The organism is Psychrobacter sp. 2Y5 (assembly GCF_051847375.1).
Taxonomy (GTDB): Bacteria; Pseudomonadota; Gammaproteobacteria; order Pseudomonadales; family Moraxellaceae; genus Psychrobacter.
This window is the reverse complement of the sequence record NZ_JBPYDA010000002.1, coordinates 18,445-40,343: the sequence shown is the minus strand read 5'-3', so window position 1 is coordinate 40,343 and position 21,899 is coordinate 18,445. Positions and strand designations below refer to the sequence as shown.

At 44.2% G+C, this 21,899-nt stretch carries 17 protein-coding genes; 10 read left to right on the top strand and 7 right to left on the bottom strand.

The features are described from left to right. The first annotated feature begins 86 nt into the window (after positions 1 to 86). Together prpC and acnD are read left to right on the top strand one after the other, a co-directional pair. Entirely contained in the window at positions 87 to 1,214 is a 1,128-nt protein-coding gene (gene prpC, locus ACS8E3_RS02130; protein WP_439240753.1) for a bifunctional 2-methylcitrate synthase/citrate synthase, read from the top strand. A 267-nt stretch (positions 1,215 to 1,481) separates the two neighbouring features. Further along, on the top strand, positions 1,482 to 4,136 hold the full coding sequence (acnD, locus tag ACS8E3_RS02125) for a Fe/S-dependent 2-methylisocitrate dehydratase AcnD (protein WP_439241323.1): 2,655 nt from the start codon (positions 1,482 to 1,484) through the stop codon (positions 4,134 to 4,136). Positions 4,137 to 4,282: 146 nt separating this feature from the next. Here the strand turns inward: acnD and ACS8E3_RS02120 are convergent, their stop codons facing one another. Continuing rightward, positions 4,283 to 4,573 carry a type II toxin-antitoxin system RelE/ParE family toxin gene (locus ACS8E3_RS02120; RefSeq protein ID WP_439240751.1) on the bottom strand — a complete coding sequence of 97 codons (291 nt, stop codon included), beginning with the start codon at positions 4,571 to 4,573 and terminating at the stop codon, positions 4,283 to 4,285. A gap of 17 nt (positions 4,574 to 4,590) precedes the next feature. Next, positions 4,591 to 4,812 (bottom strand): TA system antitoxin ParD family protein, encoded by a 222-nt coding sequence (locus ACS8E3_RS02115; protein ID WP_058368813.1) that lies wholly within the window; start codon positions 4,810 to 4,812, stop codon positions 4,591 to 4,593. Positions 4,813 to 4,913: 101 nt separating this feature from the next. Between ACS8E3_RS02115 and prpF the strand changes: the two genes are divergently transcribed. The 4 genes from prpF (at position 4,914) to ACS8E3_RS02095 (ending at position 10,555) form a co-directional block, all read left to right on the top strand. Beyond that, positions 4,914 to 6,137 carry a 2-methylaconitate cis-trans isomerase PrpF gene (gene prpF, locus ACS8E3_RS02110; protein WP_439240748.1) on the top strand — a complete coding sequence of 408 codons (1,224 nt, stop codon included), beginning with the start codon at positions 4,914 to 4,916 and terminating at the stop codon, positions 6,135 to 6,137. Positions 6,138 to 6,240: 103 nt separating this feature from the next. Next, positions 6,241 to 8,106, top strand: coding sequence for an ABC transporter ATP-binding protein (locus ACS8E3_RS02105; RefSeq protein ID WP_439240746.1), 1,866 nt, complete (start codon positions 6,241 to 6,243; stop codon positions 8,104 to 8,106). Between the two features lie 136 nt (positions 8,107 to 8,242). Continuing rightward, the gene (locus tag ACS8E3_RS02100; protein ID WP_439240744.1) at positions 8,243 to 8,857 is read left to right on the top strand and encodes a GNAT family N-acetyltransferase; all 615 of its coding nucleotides are present in this window, start codon (positions 8,243 to 8,245) and stop codon (positions 8,855 to 8,857) included. 174 nt (positions 8,858 to 9,031) lie between these two features. Then, positions 9,032 to 10,555: a bifunctional 2-methylcitrate dehydratase/aconitate hydratase gene (locus ACS8E3_RS02095; protein ID WP_439240742.1), complete on the top strand. Its 1,524-nt coding sequence runs from the start codon at positions 9,032 to 9,034 to the stop codon at positions 10,553 to 10,555. 108 nt (positions 10,556 to 10,663) lie between these two features. Here the strand turns inward: ACS8E3_RS02095 and ACS8E3_RS02090 are convergent, their stop codons facing one another. Beyond that, positions 10,664 to 11,425 (bottom strand): SDR family oxidoreductase, encoded by a 762-nt coding sequence (locus ACS8E3_RS02090; protein ID WP_439240740.1) that lies wholly within the window; start codon positions 11,423 to 11,425, stop codon positions 10,664 to 10,666. Positions 11,426 to 11,599: 174 nt separating this feature from the next. Here ACS8E3_RS02090 and ACS8E3_RS02085 point away from each other — a divergent pair, with 174 nt between their 5' ends. Further along, positions 11,600 to 12,985, top strand: a complete 1,386-nt coding sequence (locus ACS8E3_RS02085) for a DUF2868 domain-containing protein (protein ID WP_439240738.1) — start codon at positions 11,600 to 11,602, stop codon at positions 12,983 to 12,985. 52 nt (positions 12,986 to 13,037) lie between these two features. Continuing rightward, complete coding sequence (locus ACS8E3_RS02080) at positions 13,038 to 14,675, top strand: DUF3482 domain-containing protein (RefSeq protein WP_439240736.1); 1,638 nt, start codon at positions 13,038 to 13,040, stop codon at positions 14,673 to 14,675. A 26-nt stretch (positions 14,676 to 14,701) separates the two neighbouring features. On the opposite strand, the gene ACS8E3_RS02075 is transcribed toward ACS8E3_RS02080, so the two are convergent. From ACS8E3_RS02075 to ACS8E3_RS02065, 3 genes are all read right to left on the bottom strand, one after another. Next, positions 14,702 to 15,724: an ArsA family ATPase gene (locus tag ACS8E3_RS02075; RefSeq protein ID WP_439240734.1), complete on the bottom strand. Its 1,023-nt coding sequence runs from the start codon at positions 15,722 to 15,724 to the stop codon at positions 14,702 to 14,704. An 89-nt stretch (positions 15,725 to 15,813) separates the two neighbouring features. Beyond that, positions 15,814 to 16,104 (bottom strand): cory-CC-star protein, encoded by a 291-nt coding sequence (locus tag ACS8E3_RS02070; protein WP_439240732.1) that lies wholly within the window; start codon positions 16,102 to 16,104, stop codon positions 15,814 to 15,816. Between the two features lie 148 nt (positions 16,105 to 16,252). Continuing rightward, positions 16,253 to 17,932, bottom strand: a complete 1,680-nt coding sequence (locus ACS8E3_RS02065) for a carbon starvation CstA family protein (RefSeq protein ID WP_439240731.1) — start codon at positions 17,930 to 17,932, stop codon at positions 16,253 to 16,255. Between the two features lie 345 nt (positions 17,933 to 18,277). On the opposite strand from ACS8E3_RS02065, the gene ACS8E3_RS02060 reads away from it, so the two are divergent. Continuing rightward, positions 18,278 to 18,946, top strand: coding sequence for a hypothetical protein (locus tag ACS8E3_RS02060; protein WP_439240729.1), 669 nt, complete (start codon positions 18,278 to 18,280; stop codon positions 18,944 to 18,946). Positions 18,947 to 19,036: 90 nt separating this feature from the next. Beyond that, a complete protein-coding gene (locus tag ACS8E3_RS02055) occupies positions 19,037 to 19,600 on the top strand; it encodes a hypoxanthine-guanine phosphoribosyltransferase (RefSeq protein WP_439240727.1) in 564 nt (187 codons plus the stop codon). A 49-nt stretch (positions 19,601 to 19,649) separates the two neighbouring features. Here ACS8E3_RS02055 and recD read toward each other — a convergent pair whose 3' ends face one another. After that, positions 19,650 to 21,836, bottom strand: coding sequence for an exodeoxyribonuclease V subunit alpha (gene recD, locus ACS8E3_RS02050; protein WP_439240725.1), 2,187 nt, complete (start codon positions 21,834 to 21,836; stop codon positions 19,650 to 19,652). Between the last annotated feature and the right edge of the window lie 63 nt (positions 21,837 to 21,899).

The following is a 21,899-nucleotide window of genomic DNA, read 5'->3' as shown; positions in this document are numbered from 1 at the left end:
AGTAAAGTAAACCCGTTCACCCTATTAGTATGATTTTTCGTGAAGTTGTTTCGTTCCACCCAAAAGCCACCAAAAGGAATTTAATCATGGCAGCACAAAAAGAGTTATCAGGCGCAGGCCTACGTGGTCAAGTTGCAGGTAAGACCGCTCTATCAACCGTAGGTAAATCAGGTTCTGGCCTGACGTACCGCGGTTACGATGTCTCAGAGCTTGCAGATAAGTGCGTCTTTGAAGAAGTCGCCTATCTATTACTTTATGGCAATTTGCCGACCCAAAGCGAGCTTGACGACTATCAGGCCAAACTCAAAAAACTACGCGGTTTACCACAACCATTAAAAGACGTACTTGAGCGCATTCCCGCGGACGCGCATCCGATGGATGTACTGCGTACCGGCTGCTCAATGTTAGGTAACCTTGAGATGGAAACTGACTTCTCTCAAGAGAATGATAAGACCGATCGTATGCTTGCGGTATTCCCATCTATCATTAACTACTGGTATCGCTTTACGCACGACAATGAGCGTATCGAGACTGAAACTGATGACGATACGATTGGTGGTCACTTCTTGCATTTGCTCAAGGGTGAAAAACCAAACGAGCTACATACTAAGGTGATGAACGTCTCGCTTATTCTTTATGCTGAGCACGAGTTCAATGCATCAACCTTTACTGCGCGTGTTTGTGCTTCTACCCTATCTGATATTCACTCTTGTATCACAGGTGCGATTGGCTCCCTGCGTGGTCATTTGCATGGCGGCGCGAACGAAGCGGCAATGGATATGATCGAAGGCTTTAGCTCGCCTGATGAAGCCGAAAAAGAGATGATGGCCATGCTCGAACGTAAAGATAAGATCATGGGCTTTGGTCATGCTATCTATAGCGAGTCTGATCCACGTAACGTGGTAATTAAAGGGTGGGCGGAAAAATTAGCTGACGATGTTGGCGATACTGTGCTATATCCTGTATCTGTTCGTGCCGAAGAAGTCATGTGGCGCGAGAAAAAATTATTCTGTAATGCTGACTTTTTCCATGCTTCCGCCTATCACTTTATGGGTATCCCGACTAAACTATTTACACCCATCTTTGTCTGTTCGCGCTTGACTGGTTGGGCGTCTCACGTTTTTGAGCAACGCGCTAATAACCGTATCATTCGTCCAAGTGCAGAATACACCGGTGAAGAGCTGCGTCCTGTACCTGATATAAGCGCTCGTTAATAGTCTTAAGTATTTTTTGAAATAAACGATTTGTAGGGTGGGTTAGGAGCGTAACCCGCCGATCTGACTAGCACACCCTGCAATTTATTTTAAATCTACCCTACCCTTTATTTAGCAAAGTCTATATCTAATGGAGCTTTTGAAAATAAATTTTGCTAAATAAAATATCTCTAAAAAAACCCTCTTTAAATCTCTTATACCCTCTACACAGGAAAGCCCGCCATGAGCGATGACAAGCAGCCTTTAACGCAAGTTAATCCGCAAACCATGAATGAGCAATACAAAAAGCCATTACCGTCTTTGGATGGCAGCAGTACTGATTTGCATTATTTTGACGTCGAGCATGCGGTCAATGACATTGAGCCTGGCGCTTATGCCAAGCTACCTTTTAGCTCAAAAGTACTATGCGAAAATCTTGTACGCCGTTGTCCGCCAGAGGATCTCACCGAAGCGTTATCACAGCACATCTACCGTAAGCAAGAGGTTGATTTTCCTTGGTATCCTGCCCGTGTCGTTTGTCATGATATTTTAGGTCAAACGGCCTTTGTTGATTTGGCAGGCTTACGTGATGCTATCGCGGCGGAAGGCGGGGACCCTTCCAAAGTCAATCCCATCGTACCGACACAATTAATCGTCGATCACTCATTAGCGGTTGAGCACGCAGGTTTTGAAGAAGACGCTTTTGAGAAAAACCGCGCGATTGAAGAGCGCCGTAACGAAGACCGTTTTCACTTTATCAACTGGTGCCAGTATGCCTTTGATAATGTGAATGTAGTACCGCCTGGCAACGGCATCATGCATCAAATCAACCTAGAAAAAATGTCGCCAGTCGTACAAGTCGTTGCCGACCAAAACGGCGATGCGGTGACTTTTCCTGATACCTTAGTCGGAACGGATAGTCATACGCCAATGGTCGATGCACTTGGTGTCATCTCTATCGGGGTCGGCGGGCTTGAGGCCGAAAGCGTCATGCTAGGTAACCCCTCTTATATGCGCCTGCCGAACATCGTTGGCGTTGAGCTAACAGGTAAGCTGCAAGAAGGTATTACCGGCACCGATTTAGTCTTGGCGATGACAGAATTCTTACGCGAAGAAGGCGTAGTTTCAGCCTATCTAGAGTTTTATGGCGAAGGCGCACGCAATATCACTGTTGGTGATCGCGCTTCGATCTCCAACATGACCCCAGAATATGGCGCTACTGCCGCGATGTTCTCCATCGATGAGCAAACCATCGATTATTTACGTCTGACAGGCCGTACTGAGCAGCAAATCAAAACCGTTGAAGCTTATGCTAAACAAACGGGTCTTTGGGCCGATGGCATGGTCGATGCTGAATACGACCGTGTGCTACATTTTGATCTATCTAAAGTCGTGCGTAATATCGCAGGCCCATCACGTCCGCACGCGCGTGTCTCGACGACTGATCTGGTTAAAGAAGGTATCGCTCACGGCGAAGGTGACAAACTACCAGAACCAAAAGATGGCCTGATGCCAGATGGCGCGGTTATTATCGCCGCTATCACCAGCTGTACCAATACTTCTAACCCGCGTAATATGGTAGCCGCCGGTATTGTCGCACGTAATGCAGTAGAAAAAGGCCTCGTACGTCAGCCTTGGGTCAAGTCTTCATTAGCGCCAGGCTCGAAAACCGTTAAGCTGTATTTAGAAGAATCAGGTTTGCTGCCTGAGCTACAAACCTTAGGCTTCGATGTGGTGGCCTTTGCTTGTACCACTTGTAACGGTATGAGTGGCGCGCTCGATCCTAAGATCGAACAAGAAATCATCGACCGTGATCTATTTAGTACTGCTGTACTCTCAGGCAACCGTAACTTTGACGGTCGTATCCATCCGTATGCCAAGCAAGCCTTCCTGGCCTCACCGCCACTAGTCGTCGCCTACGCTATCGCTGGTAATATCCGTTTCGATATCGAAAAAGACTCGCTCGGTAAAGACCAAAACGGCAACGATGTCTACCTAAAGGACATCTGGTTCGATGACGCCGAAGTCGATGCTATTGTCAAAGCTTCGGTTAAGCCAGAGCAATTCAACGAAGTTTATATTCCGATGTTTGATGCAGGCAAAGCTGAGGCAGATCGCAACGAAGCGTCCGTCATCGATCCACAGTACGACTGGCGTGAAATGAGTACCTACATTCGCCGTCCGCCATATTGGGAAGGTAAAATGGCGGCGATGAATCGTCTGAAAGGGTTACGTCCACTAGCGGTACTCGGCGATAACATTACTACCGATCATATGTCGCCATCAAACGCAATTATGAGTGAATCCGCTGCTGGCGAGTATCTCGATACTATGGGATTACCTGCTGAGGATTATAACTCTTATGCGACTCATCGCGGCGATCACTTAACCGCGCAGCGTGCGACTTTTGCCAATCCAAAACTGCTCAATGAGATGGTTCGTGATGAGAAAGGCGACGTTATTCAAGGCTCACTCGCTCGCGTAGAGCCAGAAGGACAAGTGATGCGCATGTGGGAGGCGATCGAGACGTATATGAATCGTGAGCAGCCACTGATCATCATCGCAGGTGACGGCTATGGTCAAGGCTCAAGCCGCGACTGGGCCGCTAAAGGCGTGCGTCTGGCTGGCGTGGAAGTCGTCGTCGCCGAAGACTTTGAGCGCATTCACCGTCAAAACTTAGTGGGTATGGGCGCACTCCCCGTACAGTTCAAAGAAGGCACCAACCGCGAGACGCTAAATATCGACGGCACAGAAATCTTCGATATCGAAGGTGATGTCTCCGCTGGCGGTGAGATGACGCTAGTCATTCATCGCACTGATGGCTCAGTCGATAAGACGCCTGTTATCTGCCGCTTAGATACAGCTGATGAGGTTAAAATGTATAACTCTGGCGGTATGCTCCAGCGTTTTGCCAAAGAGTTCTTAGCGGGTGAAGTGGCTTAAACGTTTAAGGTTTAGCTTGTAAGTTATAAATAACCGATGTTGTATAGAGGTATAGCATCGGTTTTTTAAGCTTATATTTTCTAATTATTTGGATTGGGCGAATGATAACGATAAGTTTTAGCAATATCGGACTGTTAAAGTTAGCTCTAAAGCATCAACTTAACATCACGATAAAAGTTCTCATGTGTTCCTAGCATAAGCAGCGTAAGAACGAGCTGACCATCATCTATCTGATAAGCTAATAACGTTAACTGTTTTGCCATTTTAAATTTGTGGACGCGCACAGACGAAAGGTCACCTGCTTTAAGTGTTCCTATATGTGGCTTGTCAACGATTGCGTGCACAGCCTTATCAAGGTCTGATTTTTGATTCTTATGTAGCTTTTTGACTGATTTTTTGAACCCATGAGACTGAATAACACGTAGAGATTGAGTCATAGTTTTTCCAGATTAAACTATCCAAATTCATAAGGCTCAGTCATACCCGCGTCAACCTCAGCTTGTGCAATTAATAACTGACGAACAAACTCATAGGATAAATCAGGATTATCTTCCATAATTTGACCGATAGTTGCCCAGTGCTCAATCTGCTTCGGTGGTGTCCGGTGTTGTGCTTTTGCAATAGCGTGAGCTTTGTCAACCAGTGACTTATTAAGTCGTATACTTGCAGTGGACATAATGCCCTCCTTATTTAATAACACTTACCTTTGTGGTATTTTACCACAAACAAAAAATATTAACTATTCACACTATAATAAGACTTAAAGGAATGAAATCCATGACCCAACCCACTTTCGCCCCGCAAATATCCGTCCCCGCCATCTACATGCGCGGCGGTACCTCAAAAGGCACCTTTTTTAAATTATCCGACCTACCAGAACGTTGCCAAGTAGCAGGTGCGGCGCGTGATAATTTTTTATTGCGCGTTATCGGTAGTCCTGACCCTTATGGTAAGCAAATCGATGGCCTAGGAAATGGTAGCTCTAGCACCTCAAAGACGGTAATTTTATCGCCTACTGAAATGCTAGACCACGATGTAAACTACTTATTTGGACAAGTCAATATCGCTAAGCCCATGATTGATTGGGCAGGTAACTGCGGTAATTTAACCGCTGCCGTTGGCGCTTGTGCGATTAATATGGGTATCGTTGACGCCGAAAAAGTAGCAGCTAGTAGTGAGTCTGGCATCTGCGAAGTGCATATTTGGCAAGAGAATATTAGCAAAACGATTATTGCGCATGTACCGGTTTACAAAGACGAGCAAGGAGCGGTGCAAGTACAAGAAACGGGTGACTTTGAGCTTGATGGCGTCACCTTCCCTGCCGCTGAGGTCAAAATTGAATTTATCGATCCTGTAGACTCTTCTAGCGATATGTTCCCGACTAACAATCTCGTTGATGATTTTGATGTCTCTGGATGTGGCCTCGATAAAGACAGCGTAAAAGCGACCTTTATTAACGCCGGTATTCCAACGATATTTATGAAAAGCGATGACTTGGGCTTTACGGGAACGGAGTTGCAGGACCATATTAATAGTAACAGTGAGCTACTGGCTAAACTAGAAAAAATCCGTGCCCGTGGCGGTGTGGCGATGGGACTATTTAAAGATGAGAGTGAGGCGCAAAGCAGTCAACATATTCCCAAAATTGCGTGGGTGGCTCCAGCGCAAAACTATACCGCCTCTAGTGGTAAAGAAGTAAAATCTGCTGATATTGATCTAGTAGTGCGCGCTATGAGTATGGGGCAATTGCACCATGCGATGATGGGTACGGCTGCCGTTGCTATTGCCGCAGCGGCAACGACGCAAGGGACGTTGGTCAACGCGGCGGCTGGCGGTGGTAGTCTTAGTGAAGTTAGATTTGGTCATCCTTCAGGTACGCTGTTAGTTGGCGGCAAAACGGAACAAGTCGATGGGCGCTGGCAAGCTAAAAAAGTCTCGATGAGCCGCTCTGCTCGTCGTATTATGGAAGGCGAAGTGTTTGTGCCTGAGGATGCGTTTTAAGCAAAAAATTTTAAATAGGCGCGCCTTACGAAAGATAGATAAATTATATACGAGTGAGCCTATGCATATAGATTTTTGAGATTGATTACTTTACCCTACTACAATGACTACCACTCCTAATCTCAGCAAATCCCCGTTCGATAAAAAGCCGCCAGTCAAAAAGACTGAGCGGCGCGCGCTGCTTTGGAATATTTTAAAAAAGCTTGCTGTCTTCGCCGCACCTTATAAATTACTCATAATAGCCACCTTAATTTTGACGGTGCTTGGCTCCTTTACCGCGCAGGTCAATGCTTTTGTACTGCGTTATGCCGTCGATACCTTAACCGAGATTGCTACGCTTGCCGAGCCTTGGGAAGCGGGCGTGCGTATGCTCATCATCATTAGCGCGGTGCTACTGACCAAAGAAATACTATCGATATTTATCTCGTTTGGTCAGCGCTTCTATGGTGAGAAGATACGTATCAATCTCTCACGGGATCTATCGCAAAAGATTATTGAGCGTATTCTCACTTATCGTATGGCGTTTTATACCAGTAGCGAGAACGACAGCGGTAAATTGCAAACTCGTATCGACTATGGCGTCAGTAGCCTAACGAGTCTGGTACAAAATTTCTTTATCGATATGCTGCCGCTGTTTGCCAGCGCCATTGTTTCCTTGATAATTATGTTCTCCACCAATTTTTGGATTGGCCTCGTTGGTCTGATTATCATACCTATTTACTTTTTTATCAGCCAAAAACAAGCCCGGCGCCTACAAGGCTTTCGGCGGCAGATGCGCAGCTTTCGAGAGGCTAAAAGCGGGTTGGTGATCTCTCTTATTAACTCGATTAGCGTGGTCAAATCCTTCGTTCGCGAGCCTATTGAAGCACAGAAGCATCTAAAAATTCAAAAAGAGATGACTGATAATCAGCTACGTATTCGTAGTATTGGCTTTATCTATGATGCGGTAAAGACTTTTATCGAACAAATCGGTGTAGTGGTGATCATTTTGCTAACCTCCTACTTTGTCTTGCAGGGTCAGATGACTATTGGCATGATTTTGTTCCATGTCATGCTATTTCAAAACGTCGCCGCCCCTATCCGTCAGCTGCACCGTATCTACGATCAGATCAATAATGCTTTAACTTATGCGGAAGGGTTTTTTGAGATATTAGAAGATGACAAACAAGTTGAAAATATCGATGGCATCAGTAGCAAAAATCTAAAAGGTCATATCGAGCTAAAAAATGTTGATTTCACTTATCCCAATGGTACTCAAGCATTAAAAGACGTCAGTTTTGAGATTCGCCCTAATCGTATTACCGCGCTTGTGGGGCTAAGTGGCGCAGGCAAGAGTACGATTATCAATTTATTAGTCAAATTTTATGAACCAGATACAGGTATGATCTGCTTAGATGGACATGACTTAAAAGATTGCGATACTCATGACTTACGCCAAAATATCGGTCTGGTATTACAAAGTAATCACATCTTCTCAGGCACTATCAGCGAAAACATTCGCTATGGCAATATGAATGCGACGCTAGATGACATCATAGTCGCAGCAAAAAAGGCTTCTATTCATGAGCAAGTGATGCAACTAGCGGATGGTTATGAGAGTACGGCCAAATCGTTATCAGGTGGTCAACAGCAGCGCATTGCCCTAGCTCGTATGTTTTTAAAAGATCCACCAATTGTATTCTTAGATGAGCCGACTGCTAGTCTTGATGCTATCGCCAGTCAACAGGTCAAAAAAAGCTTAGATCTAATCAAGCAAGATCGTACCGTTATTATGGTCTCGCATAATATCGCGCAGATTATCGACGCTGATGATTTAGTCGTTATTGAAAACGGTCAAGTGATCGAGACTGGCACGCATGAAGCGCTCTATGATAAAGGCGGTAAGTATTATGAAATCTTTAGCGCTATGTCTGATAGTCTGAATTTGGACAAAATCAGTCAGACGATTAATCATACAGCTGATACTTAAAATCTGGATGGTCGATAAAGCTTTATATCGCTATAATGCGATTTTATTTAAACACTGTCATTTTAATTATCATCTGCAATGTTTGATTTAACTCTATTCTTACCATTCAATAACTTTTTGTATAAGTAGCTTAATTATGACCGCCATGTTTGCTATAAAAACCTTTGATGAATTAACCTCAGTGGATATCTATCATATTTTAAAAGCACGCTCGCAAGTATTTGTGGTAGAGCAAAACTGCGCTTATCAAGATATGGATGAGCTAGATTTTGACTGCTTACATCTGGTCGCACATCAGAACGAAGCTCTCGTTGGCTACTGCCGTATTATTCCACCAGAGTATAACACCCTCAGATCTAACCTTACTGACGATGAACACCTCAATACGGCTATGTCTGCTATCGGACGCGTACTAGTATTATCAGCGTATCGAGGCCAGGGGCTAGCGCGGCAGATAATGACTCAAGCCATCACCCATTGCCGCAAAAAATACGGTAAAAAGCGTCCAATTATCATCTCCGCTCAGACTTATTTGCTCAGCTTTTATCAGTCATTAGGGTTTGTGCCAGAAGGCGATTATTACCTTGAAGATAATATCGAGCACGTGAAGATGGTGCTAAGTGTGGCCAAAAAAACCAAGGTCAAAAAAGTTAGTAATACAACTACTAATACAACTTCGAAGATTTTAAGCGGTTTGCTATTTATATTGGTTGCACTGTTTATCTTAGGGTTGCTGTATTTGATGATCTAAAATTTATTAAGTAAAAAGGTTTTAATTCTTAACATAATACAGTTTGGATATTGGCTTTTGCTTATGCTACTTTGAGGTATGACTTATTTTTGAGAGTTATTATTTATAAAATTCACCATTAGTAAGTCGACTAGCAAGCAGAAAAACAACTCACTCAAGGAAGAGGAGACGATGATGTCTAAATCAGATAATCAAAATGCTACGGTTGAAAGCAACGTCCGTCCCAAATATGACAATGAAATTCAAAAAATTGCTGACTATGTGCTCAATTACTCGATAGATAAGGATTCTAAAAATAGTGATGACGCGTGGAATACCGCGCGTCACTGTCTGATGGATACGCTCGGCTGCGGATTACTCGCACTGCGCTTTCCTGAATGTACCAAGCATTTAGGTCCTGATTGTGAAGGTCAGCTGACGCCCAATGGCGCGCGAGTCCCTGGTACCTCGCATCGGCTAGATCCGATTAAAGCCGCTTTTGATATTGGCTGTATGGTGCGCTGGCTAGATTATAATGATACTTGGCTAGCCGCTGAATGGGGTCACCCGTCAGATAACTTAGGCGGTATTCTTGCGGTAGCCGATTACATCAGTCAGCAGAATATTAGCCGCAATCTTAAGCCTTTGACTATGCGTGGGGTGCTTGAGGCGATGATTATGGCGCATGAGATTCAAGGCGTGCTGGCACTAGATAATTCGTTCAATCGTGTTGGCCTTGATCATGTGTTCTTAGTCAAATTAGCCTCAACCGCTGTCGTTGCTAAGCTTTATAACTTACCTCGAGAACGTATTATGGCGGCGATATCACAAGCATTAGTCGATGGGCAAGCGCTACGCACGTATCGGCATGCTCCCAATGCTGGCAGTCGTAAATCTTGGGCGGCTGGGGATGCGACTAGTCGCGCGGTACGTTTGGTCGACATCACACGCCGCGGTGAGATGGGTATTCCTGGCGCGCTGTCAGCGAAGCAATGGGGCTTTTATGATGTGCTGTTTAGTCATACCAATAAGGACTTAGCAACTAAACCTGAGGATGAGCGTAAATTCACCTTCCAGCGTGAGTTTGGCAGTTATGTGATGGAAAACATCTTATTTAAGTTAAGCTTTCCTGCGGAGTTTCATGCGCAGACGGCTTGTGAGGCGGCGGTTATTCTACATCCGCGCGTCGATGATAGGATTGATGACATCAAAAAAATCGTCCTTACCACCCATGAATCGGCTATTCGTATTATCTCTAAAGAAGGCATGCTCGCTAATCCTGCTGATCGCGATCACTGTCTACAATATATGGTAGCAGTGCCACTGCTTACAGGCGATTTAATGGCGGAGAATTACGAAGATGACTACCATGAGCAGCATCATATCTTGATCGATGGCCTACGCGCTAAGATGGTGGTTGAAGAGGATGCTGGCTATACTAAAGACTATCACGATCCTAGTAAGCGCTCGATTGCTAATGCCATTCAGATTTTCTTTAAAGACGGCACTAGCACCGATAAGGTCGCCGTTGAGTACCCTATCGGTCATAAGCGACGCCGCGCTGAAGGTATCCCTATTCTGGAAGCAAAATTTCGCGCCAATCTAGCGACTCGTTTTATTGAGAGTCGTTGCCAACAGATTATTGAGCTATGCGATAATCAAGCAAAGCTAGAGCAAACGCCAGTGCCTGAGTTTATGGACTTATTGATGATCAATTAATAGGTTGGTATAAAAGAGAGCTTTTCAATAGCAAGGGCGCCTTATATACAGGGCGCCCTTTTTTTAACTGACTATCTAAACATTATGTTAAGCGACACTCAAAACCGCCTACCATGATATAGACTCCCCTGCCCAATCGACAAAACTACCGGTTTGATCGCTACTCATATTCGCTAGCACTTCTAATAAGGATTCTGCACTATAAGCTGGCGAGAATAGATGGCCCTTAGCGACGTTTGTTTGAAAAGGTGCCGATAACTGTGTATTCACAGTACCAGGCTGCATAACCACCACGCAGACCTCTTTCAAAGAGCGCGCCCATTCAATACTCAAATTTTTCATGCCCATATTCAGCGCCGCTTTACTCATGCGGTAACTGTACCAGCCGCCAAGCGCATTATCACTGATACTTCCGACTCTGGCTGATATCGTCGCAAATATCGCAGGATTATCGCCACTTCTTGACGCGTTTTTGAGTAGCGGCTTGATGTGTTTGGCAATAAGCATGCTGGCGAGCGCATTGACTTGCATATTTTTTAGAAAAAATTCAGTCTCCATCTGCCGCAGCGCTTTTTCTGGTTGATTATGTTCGGTATGTAGCAGACCCACACAATTAATGACCCAGTCGATATGACTGCTATGCTCCTTGATGGCCTCAATACTCTGCTTAATACTAGCCTCGTCACAGATGTCCATCTTCAGCCAATGCAACTTATCGACCTCAATCTCAGGTACGCTATTATGATAAGTGGCAAAGACCTGGATGCCAGTTTTTACTGTATTTTTGGCTGCTTTGGCGACTAATTGCTCTACCATAGCTTTACCGATACCGCCTGTGCCGCCGATGATGAGATAAGTTTTAGTGGTCATCATAGAGTCCTTTTTTTGTGATAGCACTTCTTATAAGATAGATTTTCAACTGACAACTCTTTAGCTATTCTTTCGCTATAAACAATAATAGCAGCTATCTAGATTCGATATACGCTACAATAATCTGCAATTACCGCTTTTACTTATCATTTTTTGACTTGGATCTTATCGCTTATGCTATCCCCGCAAGACCAACTGACTGAGCTAGTACGAAACCTTGAGACCAACAATCATGTATTTGCCACAGATCCGCTACTGGTGACCGAAAAGCTGCAAAATGAAGAAGGCTCGCCGAAACAAAAGCTGCATCGCCGTGCGAAACGCATCGATAGTAATGGAGTGCTGGCAAAGGTCTTAGGTAAAATAGACGCTCGTATAAAGAGCATCATGGTCATTATGAGTGTGGTTTGGTGTGTCTCAGGATTTTTGGGGTTATTTACCTTATTGCAGGCCAACGTCGTCAACTTCTTTTATGTGCTAGTCTGCTTATTAGGGTTTCATACGCTAATGCTGGTTGGCTGGCTAGTCTTTACTTTTATTAACCGAGGTAAGCAATCGGCCAATTGGTTTGCCAGTTTGGTCAGTCCGAGCTATTTGATTCGTGGTAAAGATGATGTCACTCAAGCGGCGGTTAGTCTTTATGAGCAGCAGCTTGAACATAGCGGGATGCGCTGGTATCTCGGCAAATTCAGCCATCAGTTATGGCTAGCCACTTTGACTGGTATGCTACTGGCGATTATATTTTTATTAGTAGTGCGTCAGTACAGCTTTAGTTGGGAATCCACGCTACTATCCGATAATGCCTTGATTGGTTTGACCCAGGCGCTGGGCTGGTTGCCAAGTCTAGTAGGATTTAATGTTCCTGATAGTGCGGCTATTATTCAGAGCCGCTTGGTCACTGATGCGCTGCCTTTGTCGGTAGCTAGACAATGGGCAAGCTTGCTAGTCGGTAGCTTATTGATGTATGGCATCGTACCGCGTGCGATTGCGTGGAGTTTTTGTGCACTAATGTTTCGCCGCAAAAAAATGCGCTTGGATATCAAATTGCCATATTACCAAAAAATTATTCACTTTTGGCAGCGTCAAATCATTGATGCTGATGATTTTCAAGAAGCACCCGCTCCTATTGCGCCAAAAGCTAAGGTAAGCTCGGCTAATAAAATCGTTGCCCTACTCGAATATCCTAGCGAGCATCAGCAGTGGTGGCTGGCTGGCACGGCCATTGAAGCCAATGAAGCAGTTGAGAACTTTGGTATCATCGATGATCGTGACGATATGGCGCGTTTGCATCAGTATCTAGATACTCATGCTGTACAAGTGCTATTAGGGATTCATAATAAAGCACTACCTGATCGCGGCACTCTGCGTAAACTGGATCAAATTGCTACTCATGCTAAGCATGGTCTAATCGTACAATTGCTAGATAACGATAAGGCCGACATCGATACCAATACTGTTACAAATACTCAGGATTCTAAAGACACGAATAACAATGTGCGCTACCAGCAATGGCAAACGGCGTTAGCTGAGCGACAAATCGGCTTGGTCGTTAATCACTAATCAAAAGTCATTAGTAAACCCTATTTTGATAACCTGCAAATAAGATCACATCATGAATAATAATACCGATAGTAAAAATAACGAAAGGCCCGCCGGACTGTTTGCTGACAAAGCTTTAAAAGACGATTTTACTCCTGCGGTTGTCCCTGAGGTTAATATTAGTGAAGCTAATACTATTTCAGATGCCACTCCAAATATCACTAAGTCGGATCAAGACCCTGCTAATACTCCTACTAGCAACCCTAATACTAAAAAGACGCTCGCTACTGGTGAGCCGTTAAAACTAGCGGTTGTTGGTCATACCAATACGGGTAAGACGTCAATTTTGCGCACTTTGCTACGTGACGTTTATTTCGGTGAAGTCAAAAACGAAGCAGCGACGACGCGGCATGTCGAGCGCGCGCAATTAACCGATAGCCAGACGGGTGAAGTCTTAGTTACTCTCTATGATACGCCTGGGCTAGAGGATGCCTCAGGCCTGATGGATTGGCTTGAAGATAATACCGCTAGCCGCCGTGATGGTATCGAGCGCTTGCAGCAGTTTTTGGCAGCAGATATCGCAACTGGCGCTCAAGGTGCTGAGGACTATAGTCAAGAAGCCAAAGTGATTCGCCAATTACTGGCAAGTGATATGGCAGTATATGTCGTCGATGCGCGTGAGCCGGTATTAGGTAAATATAAAGATGAGCTAGCAATTCTCTCGTGGGCGGCGATACCTGTGATGCCAGTGTTTAACTTTACCGATAGCCAAAACACTAACATCGATGAGTGGCAGACGATGCTGGCACGGCGTAATCTACACATCTCGACGCGTTTTGATTCTGTAGCCTTTGAGTTTGAGGATGAGATGCGATTGTGGCAAAATCTGGCCACGATGCTAACGCACTCTGAGATGCTTGAGCAGCTGGTGCAGCGCCGTACCGAGGATTGGGCACAACTACAAGATGATGCAAAAATCATCATCGCGGACTTTTTATTAAATGTGGCCGCCTTTGTGCGTGAGATCAGTGAAGACGATGATCCCATGCCAGTGCTACAAGATATGCAAGAAGCGGTCAGGCAAACTGAACGCACTATGCAGCATCAGCTTCTTAACCTGTATAAGTTTTATGATAATGCGGTAGCCTCTACCCCCCTGCAGTTGCAGGCTTATCAGCAAGATCCTTTCGATCCAGAGTTATTAAAAAACTACGGTATTCGCACCACTTCTGGTGCGGCGGCAGGTGCGCTACTAGGATTAGGTATTGATGCCGCAGCACTAGGAACCACTTTAGGGTTAGGCGCTGCGCTAGGCGCTATTGGCGGTGGGCTGCTATCTAACACTAGTAGCATCGCTGATAAGATTACGGGTGTTAAACGCTTATATATAGATCCCGCGACTTTGACCTTGCTAGCCACGCGCGCCACTGACTTATTAACCGCTTTGCGTCATCGCGGGCATGCGGCAACAGACGCCACGCAATTGCTCTATCAAAATGAGAGGGTCAGTGATGGGCAGATATCTGCGAGCAACGAAGACGATAGTCTAGAAGATGATAAGGCCGTCACTCTTTGGCCGCCTCACAAACTACCAAGCGAGCTCAAAAAAGCACGCGGCAAACCGCAGTGGTCTTCATTAAACAGTGGTAAGGCAGAACAAGCACAAAGCCTACGTATGGATACGACTTGGTCGCTGGCGAGCAAGCTGTAAAATAAAAAGAAATAACTTGATGTTTGTTATTTCAACAGCTTACTTAAAGCCTCAAACCCTCGTATATCAGTCTGCTGTAGATATATTTCAGATAGCGGATAGCACTTAAAGGCGGTTTCGATATCGCTCATAATCTGCTGTTGTCTATCAGCGCGCTGCTGCCAAAACGTGTCTTTTTGCTTGGGGTGAATCAACTGATTGACTACGATTGCCGAGGGTTTAAGCTTGGCACTTTCTAACTGTTCAATAGCACGTTTGGTTTCAACTAATGGCAAAATATCCGCTGTCATCACTAAGACGATAGCGGTTTTTTTATAGTCGTGTAAAAGCTCTGCCGCTTGCCGAAATAGAGCTTTGCGCTTTTCCAATACCGAAACTGCTTGCTCCCAGCGATCGGGTTTATGTTTCTCAAAAGGATTTGCGACGTTTTTTGAAGTATCACCACTGCTTTTTTTATCTAAGCGCGTAGCCACTGAGCGCAGTTTGGCCTGTCGTCGCTGCTGTGCCAACAAGCCATCTGTCCACGCGCCCATCATCTCAGGCAATACTAATAGTCGCAGCGTGTGCCCAGTTGGTGCAGTGTCAAAGATAATATGCTCATAGCCCTCCACGGCTGCAGAGACTAAATGCTGGCACATAGACTCTAGCATTGCCGCCTCGGCTGCGCCAGGGGCTGACTTCGATAGTCGCAGATGCTCGCGAATTTTTGGCATCATATCAGGATTGGCATAGGCCGTAATAGTGCGCTCCACTTGCGCGAAATGGGCATCTACGATGACATCAGGATTGAGCTCAAGAGCATCGAGATACTGGCTAATTGCTGTTTTTTTATTATCAAGCTTGGTATTTAACACATCGCCTAAGCTATGCGCAGGATCCGTCGAAATAATGAGCGTTTTTTTGTGTTGGCTAGCAAAACGGCTGGCAAGTGCAGCCGCTGTAGTGGTTTTTCCCACCCCACCTTTGCCGCCAACAAATATAATCGGCTGCTGTGATAATTGAACGACTAAAGTGTTTAACGATGTGTTTTCTATAGACTGTGTCGCCATGTTTTTCTCTGCTTTTCTCTATACTCAATCACTATCTAGGGTCTGATTGACTCGTTTTGTGGTTATTTATAATAAATAAATCCTTAGATCTAACAGCAACCGACATGATCGAACGGGCATCTCTCCATGCCCATACGGGTATGCCATTCATGGAAGTTCTCCAAAAATAGCGGTTGTAGCTCTAAGGTATAAAAGTTGGCAGGATTATCAATACCGAGACTCTCAGCAAACATCATCAGCATAAAAAAATCCTCTTCATCACGAGCAGCGCGAGCCATCGTTTGCCTATAAGGCGCATGATAAAACTCATTGAGTCCTGCGGAAAATCGCTGCCACCATGACAAGTTAATTTTTGGCTCATATTGCTCATTACTTTTCATATCTTATCCTAGTGTTGACTCTCACGGTATCTAGTATAATGGGGCGTATTCTTTATCCCACTATACCTTATGTTTGTTCAATAAAAAAACGCCAGCAATTGCCAGCGCTTTATTTCATTTAGCATCTAACTTATTTATAGAATACTTGCTAGATATTCTTCTTACCTTTATGTTCGCCCCATTCTCGGCGCAATACTGAGAAGCTCTCAAAGGTGACTAATACCGAAGCAATTAAGATAATCAAATCCATCGCAATTAATAGCCAGTTGCTATCGTCATAAAAGGTTTTTAGCTGAATCAATAAGGCAAACAGCGTCATCACTAATAAGAAGCATAGTGGCGCTAAGGTGTACCAGACTGGTTTACCTTTACGTAATAAAATAACCGTCACAATCATCAGCGTTAAGGCTGCCATGAGCTGATTAGTCGTTCCGAATAGTGGCCAGATAATCATACCACCTGCACCATCGATACCGCCTGCGCCAAACGCTAATAATAGACAGGTTCCGACTGCTAATAAGGTTGCCACCCAGCCTTTATTTAGTGCTGGCAAGTTATAAAATTCGCCAAACTCTTGGAAGATATAACGCTGTAGACGTACGCCAGTATCCATAGTCGTTCCTGCAAACAGAGCTGCCATTACCGTAAGCATCGTCTGCGATAGCACCAAATCAATACCAACGCCATTACTTAAAATAGTAGCACCACCATCAATAAAAGCACCGATAGAGCCGTCACCAAAGTTTTGATAAATCGCCTGCCAATCACCTAAAGTTGCAAAACCTGCGGTCGCCGCTAATATAGCACCAAGCGCAAGCATACCTTCACCTAATGCACCAAAATAACCTACAAACCGAGCGTCCTCCTCTTTATCGATCTGCTTAGATGTCGTACCTGTGGCGACTAAGCCATGAAAACCTGATATCGCCCCACAAGCAATAGTCACAAATAGCAAAGGTACGATAGAAGGCGCGCTCATCGGTAAGTCGCTGTTGATCGCAGGCGCGACAATATCGGGCGTTGAGATGAAGATAGCGGCATATAATAATATTAGGCCGACGAACAGTTGCAAGCCGTTGATATAATCGCGAGGCTGCAATAACATCCATACTGGCAATAATGACGCTACGGCAGCATAAGAGAATAATATGATAATCCAAACGGCATTATCAGGTAATCCCATGAAGGTTTCAGGCAACACCACTGGGAACATAGGCCCTAGATAAATCAGCCCATAAAGTGCCACTACGCCGATGATAGAGACCCAGATGAGACTCATATTGTAGCGGTAGATACACTGCCCGATAATAAAGGCGACCACCAACGCGCCCCACACCGGCAATACCGCGGATGGTGTTTTGATTAGCATATTGGCGATAGCCACACCGAACACAGCATTGACCATCAGTAGTAATAAGAAAATCACCACCATCATTAAGCTGCGCACGCGCGTACCCATCACCGTCCCGGCAATTGAGCCGATAGACTGACCACGGTTACGCATACTCGCCCAAATGGCAGACATATCATGGACACCTGCCATGAATATCGTCCCAAAAACCACCCAAAGCACAGCTGGCACCCAGCCCCAAATCACTGCAATAGCCGGACCAATGATCGGTGCGGCACCTGCGACTGAAGTGAAATGATGACCCCATAATACGTATTTATTAGTCGGAACATAGTCCACACCGTCTTTCATGGTATGGGCTGGCGTGGGAAGACTATTGTCTAACCCTAAAATTTTATTAGCTATGAATTTTGAATAAAAAAGATAACCACATAGCATCAAACCGATGCTGATAAGCAGTACAACAGCACTATTCATTGCATTCCTCCTTGCATACTTACTCTCCTTACATCAGCCTAGAAGGCTGCCTTTAGCAATTATAGACTTTTGTAAAAGCACTAATCATTTATGAGTGATTTTAACTGGTAGTCTACAATTGTTGTAGTATCGCCCTATATCGTTGCAGTGGTCAATTACAATCTATAAAATTAACCGCAGTAAAGGTTTATTTACCAAAAACTACCGTTAAATAAAAACTTATTATCTCAAAGCTAGGGATAACAGATGATTGCAGCTGATAAACGAATGCAACGTCACTAGTTTTTTACGTATACTCTTATATTTGATTTAGAATACTTATTTAATAAAATTCAAGGAAAAGACATGGCACACTATTTCGGATTTCCACCCTCAGAAAAACTCAAACAATTAATAGAGGAGGCGGCGCAAGCAGAGGCATCGGATGAGCACGTTGAGTACTACAAACACCGCGACGCACTAACCCATCAAACCGCTAGAGATTTGATTGATAATTTGCTGGTAGGCTTAGTAGAGATTATCCCTAATCCTGAGCGTCAGGCTTCTATGCGCAAAATCGTTGGCACTATTGAGCGCTCAGCTGATACGCTACTTAACATCTTATTAAATAAAGAGAATAACGAAGATGTATTGCCAAGCTTCCATTTTCTACGCGATCGAGCGACGTTTACGGATAATGAAGGGGTGAGCCGGGTCGGCTTTAAGCTCTCTGAGGATAGTGCTAAAAAAATCACAGAAGGCTTTGCTTCAGTGACTGCTGATGATGTTGACATGAGTAAATTTAAATTAGCATTGGAGACGATGAACGAAGACACGCTTACTCATTTTATCACTCGTTATGCCGAAACCCTTAAGCTAGGTATAATTAAACGCAAATCTGTACCGGTTGCCAAAGCCGCTATTGATAAAGGTATGAGCATGGCACTCAATAAACTGCTACCCGACTTACCCATGAGCTCATTGAACCGTTTGGCTGATTACTATCGTCCTTTTATTGTAGAAAAAGCAGATTAATTAATATTAGTTTAATCGCGGTTTGCGATTAGGTAAATTCGCTAAAACTTGCTAAAATATGTGGCACTTTTATCAAAGGCGCACCCTACTATGACTCAAATCAGCAATCAAGAGATTGAACAAACTCTGCGTAATTCAGAGTGCCTCATTAGCAGTATTGAAGTGGCTGCCGCGTATGAGCGACTTGCCGCCCAGCTGAATCTGCATTACGCAGGCCTCAACCCTATCGTTATGGTAGTGATGAATGGTGGTCTTATCCCAGCAGGACAGCTACTGACTCATCTAACCTTTTATCATCGCATGCACTATATTCATGCCACGCGCTATCGTGACAATGAAGGGACAAACGATCTTGATTGGAAGTTCAAACCTGATGTCAGTATCGAAGGTGAGCATGTACTTCTCATTGATGATATTTTTGATGAAGGCATCACACTAAAAGCTATCGTTGAAGAATTAGGGAAAGAGAACCCCGCTTCTATCGATTCTTGCGTACTGTTGAATAAAATGCATGATCGCAAAGTCGCTGATTTCGATGTGGATTTTGTCGGTATCGATGTTGATGATCGTTATGTCTATGGCTGCGGTATGGACTTTCATGGTTACTTGCGTCATCTGCCAGGGATCTATGCTATTAAAGAAGATAAAGTATAATACTTGCATTTTTGGCATAAAAAAGCACTCTATTGAGTGCTTTTTTCATTTATAGCCCATCAAACTGCAATGCCAAGCCAGTATAACGCTGCGTCGGTGTTTGAACCGCCTTCTCAAAAGCAGGTTTAGTGCTATATATCGTGACCTGTTTTTTTGCGCGAGTCACTGCCGTATAGATAAGCTCTTTGCTCAGCAACCTAGAGTGGCTACTATCAAAGCTAATTGCCACGTGATCAAACTCAGAGCCTTGTGATTTGTGAATGGTCATCGCATAAGCGGTCGCAACGAGTTCTTCATTTAGTAAATTGACCGCTATGCCCTGAGTTTTATTTTCAAAAAATACTTCTAACTGTCTGCTATCATCACTTGTCTGTAAGCAAAAACCAATATCACCGTTGAACAATCCAAGCTCATAATTATTTTGCAGCACCATGACTGGCCGACCATGAAACCAGGTGTTTTGACCTAGGGGTAGCTTTAATTCAGTGAGATGCCACTGGGTGAGGTAATTATTGATATAGTGATCACCCCACTCTCCATTATGACCAGCAGTGAGGATTCTAAACTGGTTAAAGGTCTGCATTAAAGATGTGATAGTCTCTTTAACAACGGTTGGCATGGATTTTTCTATTGGATGTTTTAATAGAACATGTATATTGTTCACGTACTTTTGGTAATTTAGGGTTATTCTTTTAAATATTTTTTCACTGCTTAGGCTATTTATTATTTGATTATCTGCAATTATTTCCGTAGATTGTGTATTTATACTCGAAAAACTGAGTGCCTGATCCTGTTCTAACAGTTGCCAAATCGCTTGAGTATCTGTATTTGAGTTATTGATGAGTTGTGCAAGCCTACCAATGCCTGAATCCTTACTGAACCTACGACTCTCAGTGAGCTCGATGTTTATAGGTTGCAGGCATGGTGTGCGGCACAAGTCTGCCAACACAGCTCCAGCATCTACGGCAGCAAGCTGGTTTGCATCCCCTAGTAAGATAAGTCTTGCGCCTTTTTTTACCGCACTAACGAGATAATTTGCTAACTCCACCCCTAACATTGAAGCTTCATCAACAATAATAATATCTTCGCCAAGAGGATTATCGGCATCATAGCGTGGTCTGCCCGTTCGCCCAATACCTAACAGCCGATGAATGGTTTTGGCTTCTTCTAACTGCATATCTACGTTAGCTGCATCCAAAGCCGCTTGTAAAGATTCCTGCATACGCTGTGCGGCTTTACCCGTTGGTGCAGCTAGCGCTAGGCTGGCGCTATCGGTGCTAAATTTAATAGCAGCATTCTCACCTTCCCTACCCTGGGCAGTGTGTTGTAGCGCAATGACTAGCTGTGCCACGGTATAAGTCTTACCTGTGCCGGGGCCACCGGTGATAATACTAAACGCGTTATGGTTAGCTACATTAATCGCTGCTATCTGCTGATCCTCCAAACTTCCGGGTATCGCTATTGTTAGGGGCGTTATCTGTTGATTCATAATAGTATGGATACGTTTTGCTAAGCTAAACTCTGCTTGCCAAGTTCGATGTAACCATAAAACGATCAATTTACTTTTTTCTTCTTTAGTTTGGTAAATAATAGGTTTATTATTTTTGCTTAGGCTATTTTTATTATCTTCACTCATGTGCTGAACGTTGCTGAACAAGTCATAGTCACTTATTGAGTCAATAAAAGCTTCTAAATCGGTGTTTTTTAAGCGCTGGTATAATGCAGTGATGGCATCGAAACGCTTTGTGAGAAGCTCTCTTTCATAATTGGTCAGTACTGACTGTGACCATAACTGATATCTCTGGTTAAATATGATACTTAGTAAGCGAAAAAAAGAAGATTCCGTAGCATCCTCACTGTCTATTGAATGATCGTTTTGTGTCTCTACTAATGCTAAAAGTGGTGCAGCTAACATCTCTAGCAGCTGCACCTGCCAAGCATAGAGAGCTATTGACTCACCGCCAATATATCCTTGCACTGGCACTTCATCCTTAGCTTCTTCTATCGTTAATACCGTATGCCCCTGTTCTAAATGCGTCGTCAGCATAATAAGCAAAGCGCTAAATAACGCTGTATCTTGCGGCTTATCTACTTGGCCGTCATTGCTATTTGTCTTGTTGTCAGGCGCTTTATAAGCTGATTGCGTCTGCTGACGGCGTAGTAAAAGATAGTCACTAAGGTTACTGGCCCAACTTTCTTGCAAGCTAAGGGCTACCCTACTGTTATTATTACTCATAATATGTCTGTCTCTATAATTATCGAAAGTTATCTGGTCAGCATATAGGCTATCGATTCTTGG

What these genes read in the sequence shown, in the direction of transcription:
- prpC (WP_439240753.1), top strand. Translation starts at nt 87, where the DNA reads ATGGCAGCACAAAAAGAGTTATCAGGCGCAGGCCTACGTGGTCAAGTT.
- acnD (WP_439241323.1), top strand. Translation starts at nt 1,482, where the DNA reads ATGAATGAGCAATACAAAAAGCCATTACCGTCTTTGGATGGCAGCAGT.
- ACS8E3_RS02120 (WP_439240751.1), bottom strand. Translation starts at nt 4,573, where the DNA reads ATGACTCAATCTCTACGTGTTATTCAGTCTCATGGGTTCAAAAAATCA.
- ACS8E3_RS02115 (WP_058368813.1), bottom strand. Translation starts at nt 4,812, where the DNA reads ATGTCCACTGCAAGTATACGACTTAATAAGTCACTGGTTGACAAAGCT.
- prpF (WP_439240748.1), top strand. Translation starts at nt 4,914, where the DNA reads ATGACCCAACCCACTTTCGCCCCGCAAATATCCGTCCCCGCCATCTAC.
- ACS8E3_RS02105 (WP_439240746.1), top strand. Translation starts at nt 6,241, where the DNA reads ATGACTACCACTCCTAATCTCAGCAAATCCCCGTTCGATAAAAAGCCG.
- ACS8E3_RS02100 (WP_439240744.1), top strand. Translation starts at nt 8,243, where the DNA reads ATGACCGCCATGTTTGCTATAAAAACCTTTGATGAATTAACCTCAGTG.
- ACS8E3_RS02095 (WP_439240742.1), top strand. Translation starts at nt 9,032, where the DNA reads ATGTCTAAATCAGATAATCAAAATGCTACGGTTGAAAGCAACGTCCGT.
- ACS8E3_RS02090 (WP_439240740.1), bottom strand. Translation starts at nt 11,425, where the DNA reads ATGACCACTAAAACTTATCTCATCATCGGCGGCACAGGCGGTATCGGT.
- ACS8E3_RS02085 (WP_439240738.1), top strand. Translation starts at nt 11,600, where the DNA reads ATGCTATCCCCGCAAGACCAACTGACTGAGCTAGTACGAAACCTTGAG.
- ACS8E3_RS02080 (WP_439240736.1), top strand. Translation starts at nt 13,038, where the DNA reads ATGAATAATAATACCGATAGTAAAAATAACGAAAGGCCCGCCGGACTG.
- ACS8E3_RS02075 (WP_439240734.1), bottom strand. Translation starts at nt 15,724, where the DNA reads ATGGCGACACAGTCTATAGAAAACACATCGTTAAACACTTTAGTCGTT.
- ACS8E3_RS02070 (WP_439240732.1), bottom strand. Translation starts at nt 16,104, where the DNA reads ATGAAAAGTAATGAGCAATATGAGCCAAAAATTAACTTGTCATGGTGG.
- ACS8E3_RS02065 (WP_439240731.1), bottom strand. Translation starts at nt 17,932, where the DNA reads ATGAATAGTGCTGTTGTACTGCTTATCAGCATCGGTTTGATGCTATGT.
- ACS8E3_RS02060 (WP_439240729.1), top strand. Translation starts at nt 18,278, where the DNA reads ATGGCACACTATTTCGGATTTCCACCCTCAGAAAAACTCAAACAATTA.
- ACS8E3_RS02055 (WP_439240727.1), top strand. Translation starts at nt 19,037, where the DNA reads ATGACTCAAATCAGCAATCAAGAGATTGAACAAACTCTGCGTAATTCA.
- recD (WP_439240725.1), bottom strand. Translation starts at nt 21,836, where the DNA reads ATGAGTAATAATAACAGTAGGGTAGCCCTTAGCTTGCAAGAAAGTTGG.